Source organism: Crocosphaera sp. Alani8, assembly GCF_038442745.1.
Classification (GTDB): Bacteria; Cyanobacteriota; Cyanobacteriia; order Cyanobacteriales; family Microcystaceae; genus Crocosphaera.
This window is the reverse complement of record NZ_JARVCN010000303.1, coordinates 1-3,886: the sequence shown is the minus strand read 5'-3', so window position 1 is coordinate 3,886 and position 3,886 is coordinate 1. Positions and strand designations below refer to the sequence as shown.

General features: G+C 36.9%; 5 protein-coding genes. 2 read left to right on the top strand and 3 right to left on the bottom strand.

From position 1 onward, the window contains the following. Window positions 1–19: 19 nt before the first annotated feature. Together P9B04_RS16355 and P9B04_RS16350 are read right to left on the bottom strand one after the other, a co-directional pair. On the bottom strand, window positions 20–1,264 hold the full coding sequence (locus P9B04_RS16355) for a hypothetical protein (protein WP_342056052.1): 1,245 nt from the start codon (window positions 1,262–1,264) through the stop codon (window positions 20–22). A gap of 154 nt (window positions 1,265–1,418) precedes the next feature. After that, window positions 1,419–1,631: a hypothetical protein gene (locus P9B04_RS16350; protein WP_342056051.1), complete on the bottom strand. Its 213-nt coding sequence runs from the start codon at window positions 1,629–1,631 to the stop codon at window positions 1,419–1,421. Window positions 1,632–2,052: 421 nt separating this feature from the next. Here P9B04_RS16350 and P9B04_RS16345 point away from each other — a divergent pair, with 421 nt between their 5' ends. Beyond that, window positions 2,053–2,265, top strand: a complete 213-nt coding sequence (locus tag P9B04_RS16345) for a hypothetical protein (protein ID WP_342056050.1) — start codon at window positions 2,053–2,055, stop codon at window positions 2,263–2,265. A gap of 45 nt (window positions 2,266–2,310) precedes the next feature. Beyond that, on the top strand, window positions 2,311–3,060 hold the full coding sequence (locus P9B04_RS16340) for a PAP/fibrillin family protein (protein WP_342056049.1): 750 nt from the start codon (window positions 2,311–2,313) through the stop codon (window positions 3,058–3,060). A 619-nt stretch (window positions 3,061–3,679) separates the two neighbouring features. On the opposite strand, the gene P9B04_RS16335 is transcribed toward P9B04_RS16340, so the two are convergent. Further along, a partial coding sequence (locus tag P9B04_RS16335; RefSeq protein ID WP_342056048.1) for a hypothetical protein occupies window positions 3,680–3,886 on the bottom strand: 207 nt, incomplete at its 5' end.

Here is a 3,886-nt window from a genome sequence, read left to right as displayed (position 1 = left end):
GCTATATCCCTTATTAAATCTAGCTTATAGCTTTTTGTGTCCCCACGCCAGCCCCATTATCAAAGCACAGCATCGGCGATCGCAGTTTATCCAGATTAAAACCGTAGTACACCCCTCCCCTCAATTCTTGCGGTGGCTCAGCAGGGTTCCTATCGCCTTGTACAAGGCATACATATTCATCCCCGTCTTGCCCACCATTGGGGTCTTGATCCAGTTTCAATTCTGCCCGACTAAGTTCGTGGGATAAATAACAGCCGTTGACTTCTGCTCCGAAACCATTCTCTGCGATCGTTATACTGGGAAATTTTTGTCCTTGACTAAGGTCAGCTACTAAGTGATCTACTTGGAATATTCTAGGCGATTCCCATCGTCTCAGTATCACGCCAATACGAGATGACCAATCAACGTAGTAACCTGCTGTTAATAACCGTTGCCGGTCTTCCAATAACTGTCGAGGGGTAATGGTTTGGGATGACGATATATCCCTTCCCACTTTCTTGACCACATTTCCCCCTATCAAACTTACTCCTACCCTTGATAAAGCTGTCCTGTAACTATATTCAAAACCACAATTATTCTCATTAATTAACTCGCTTTCTCTTAACGGCTCATCGAGAGGTGATCGCACGGTATTCCCCAACCTTTCCCAATACCTTTGTAGTGAAATATTGACTAACTCGTGTCCTAAGCTATCTAAGTTTCTTGCCCTATCTAAACGTCTAACTCGGTAATCTATTCCTTGTAAATTTAAAGGAGTACCTGGCTTAAATGCGTTCCTTATGATGTTATATTGAATACGGTGACACCTAACACTAAAACTGCCACTAGGATGCCCTTCAAATGTTTGGCTAAAACTGAAATTTTCCACGACTGGATACTTTCTAAATAATGCAGGAGGGTTAACTCGATTTAATCTGGAAGAAATATTAAATTGAGTAGTTACTGCTGTTAAACCCTCAGCATCATATCCAGTGTTAATTAATATTTGGTTATTCTCATCATCAATATAATAAGACCCCACATCTGGGTTAGGATTATTGGTTAATTGATAGCTGATACTATTGATTATGAGGCTAACAATATTATTACTATAAGGAATAGTGGCAATATGCCCTACGTTCTGAATCTCTATCGTAGTATTTGTGAGTGGAATAGATGGGGATAATTGGGCTACTAAGGTAGATTTTGTCTCATTGGTTTGATTGCTTAAAACTGAACCAGGTTCTATAATTGAGGGAGGTAAGTTGTTCTTGGCAACCAGCATGAGCAAACGACTCTTTTAATTATAGGTAAAATAAAAACTACTCCGATTATAAACTTTATTATAACAAAAATAAGGACATTTTTACTTTACAGAATATAAAGTTAGTTGTCATGATTTTAGAAATTGAGAACAACAGTGAAGCAAATATATCTTTCTAGTTTTGAGGCAGAGGGCAGGAAGCATAAGTTAAACTGTTAGATTCATCACTCAATTCAAAATTGCTATTAGAAGATAAATTTTCTTCTTCTGATGATTCTAAGCATTCTTCTCCCCAAAGCTCAGTTAATCTCATTAAGAAATAACTGTTTGTATCTAAACGCTGACTTAAGATTCCTGGATAATAAGTACCAATTTGGTTGAAATTCATTTTCTAAGTCCTCTTTGTTTTTTATCTTCTTCTACACTATGCTCTTTATTTTCGGCAGAAACAATACCTAAAAAGTTCAGAAAAGTTCAGTATTTTCGGTTTCGGTGGAAAAGTAGTGCATCGTAGTTCATACCATCTTCGCTTAGGAAATTCCTTCAAACTTATCCCTTGGGGTACAAGCCCCTTCCAAACCAGTGAATTTCTGCCCCTGCTTGCGACTCGGTTTTAAATCCGAGTCGCAAGCAGGGGCACATTCCACGCCCTCTGTCCTTGTAGCGCAGCGTCTTCTGCCTTCGTTTGACCAGCGTGAAGTCCTGAGAACTTTTTCCTGAACTTTCCTGAACAAAACCGTATTTCTTCTCCTGATGGTTTCCGACATACTGAAATCTAAGCCAATATTGTTTTATTAGGAGTCTCAATCATGCAATCCAATACAGGTCATCTCTTTTCTGGTCTTCTCGCTTTCTTTAACCCCTGTTCTACCACTGTTACCCCTACCGACACTAAAACTCAATCACAAGCCGAAGTACTTTCCAAAATGATTAAACAACAGAAACCGATCAATGAACTAATTCGTGTCTATGAAAAAGATGAAAAAGGTCAATTGGTTAGTAAATGGGTTAAAACGTGCTAAGAAATGATGTTTATGTTGTAATATAGGATTATAAATTTTGAGATTATGACAAATACTATTGAAACTCTAATACGTGCTAAAACTGAATTGAAAGAAGTTTTAAAGACTTATGAAGGGAACTGCCAAGATGATGCTGTTAAACAAAAAATATCGGAACTCTGCTTACTAAATCCCACTATAGCTCCCACCCATAGTAAGCAATTAGAATCTCTTGAATGGTTATTAATCAGTGCGCCATCTTTTCCTCAAGGGCAGAAATTGCCCAATGGGAAATATGCTTATACACTAGGACGCTTAGCATTTAATATGTTTGAACCCACACGTCTTAAGTTAGTTATTGACTGTGTTAGACAGCCCATTATCTTCTTAGGAGAAGGAAAAAAATGGACTTATGATATTGTTGTAGAATTTACTGTTATTGAGGAAGATTTTCCTAATTTAAAAGGAATTGTTTGTAATAAAGGTTTATGTTATCCGGCTGATGATAGAACTTTAGAGGTTGAATTTACAGGAGGAACTTTAACCCCAAGTTCGGAGCAAGATTTAGAAACTTGGAAAAAGATATTTAGTGAACCATTACCATCAAAGAAAGGTTTTAGGGAACAGTTAATGTCAGTATTTTTAAAGTTTATGTTTGGGTTGGTTCCAAATCAAGGTATGAATCTTGAAACTGGAGAAATGTCTTTCACCATGAAGCATTCTCCTAAAGGTCGTTTGGAAGTGCTTTATTTAGATGAAGAACTACGCATTACACGAGGAAACAAGGGAACAGTTTTGGTGTGTGAACGTTGTTAATCAAACAATATTCATAACAATTAACAATAATTTCAAAAGTTATCGTTTAAGATGAAGTTATGAAATGATGACAATTTGAGATTAAACAAGTTAACTGAGGAATAACCTTAAATCAGTGTACTATCAAAAAGTTAGACTATTTATCGCTATAAAATCCATGCCTAGAATCTAAGTCTCCCCACATTTTTTTCTCAGAATTTTGTTAATTGAACCTGTCATCTGAATTCGATTTTAGATAAATGGGAGTGTTGCTAATATGCATAAGCTACATTTTAAACCGTTAACGGAAGAAGATCGTAAACGACATGAATATTTAGAGCGGATCAATCATGCCCCTTACTTTACAATCTTTATGATTATCTCTGCTATGTTTGTTGTTTTTACCGCCGCTCTGCTTACGGGTGTTTTTTAATAACGATCAATTGAAAGATTGATTGGGAGCAGAAATCTCCCTATATTTTTAGCGATCGCCTATAGCTGGCGATCGCATTTTTAGTAGGACAGAAATTCTTGGTTCAGCGACAGATAAATTGTAATAAGTCAAGTTTTTTTAAAAAATCTTTATAATAAAAGTAATAAATCTTAAGAAAAGCTCATTCGAGAAGTTAACCAACTTCTATTACCACAATGTATAACTCCGTTGATAGCCCTTTTGATGAAAACGCACCGAAGCTAGACATGGCTGTCCTAAAGCAACGATTGCTCCAGCAGACTCAGTGCCGTCCTCTCTACGAAAATATAGCGATTCTCGGTTGTGGCTATGTCGGAAGCACATTATACCAAATCCGCTCTTTTTAACCCCCTTATAAAACCCTTTACTAATAGA

Excerpts from the sequence above, each read along its gene's own strand:
- P9B04_RS16355 (WP_342056052.1), bottom strand. The coding sequence starts at position 1,264 with ATGCTGGTTGCCAAGAACAACTTACCTCCCTCAATTATAGAACCTGGT.
- P9B04_RS16350 (WP_342056051.1), bottom strand. The coding sequence starts at position 1,631 with ATGAATTTCAACCAAATTGGTACTTATTATCCAGGAATCTTAAGTCAG.
- P9B04_RS16345 (WP_342056050.1), top strand. The coding sequence starts at position 2,053 with ATGCAATCCAATACAGGTCATCTCTTTTCTGGTCTTCTCGCTTTCTTT.
- P9B04_RS16340 (WP_342056049.1), top strand. The coding sequence starts at position 2,311 with ATGACAAATACTATTGAAACTCTAATACGTGCTAAAACTGAATTGAAA.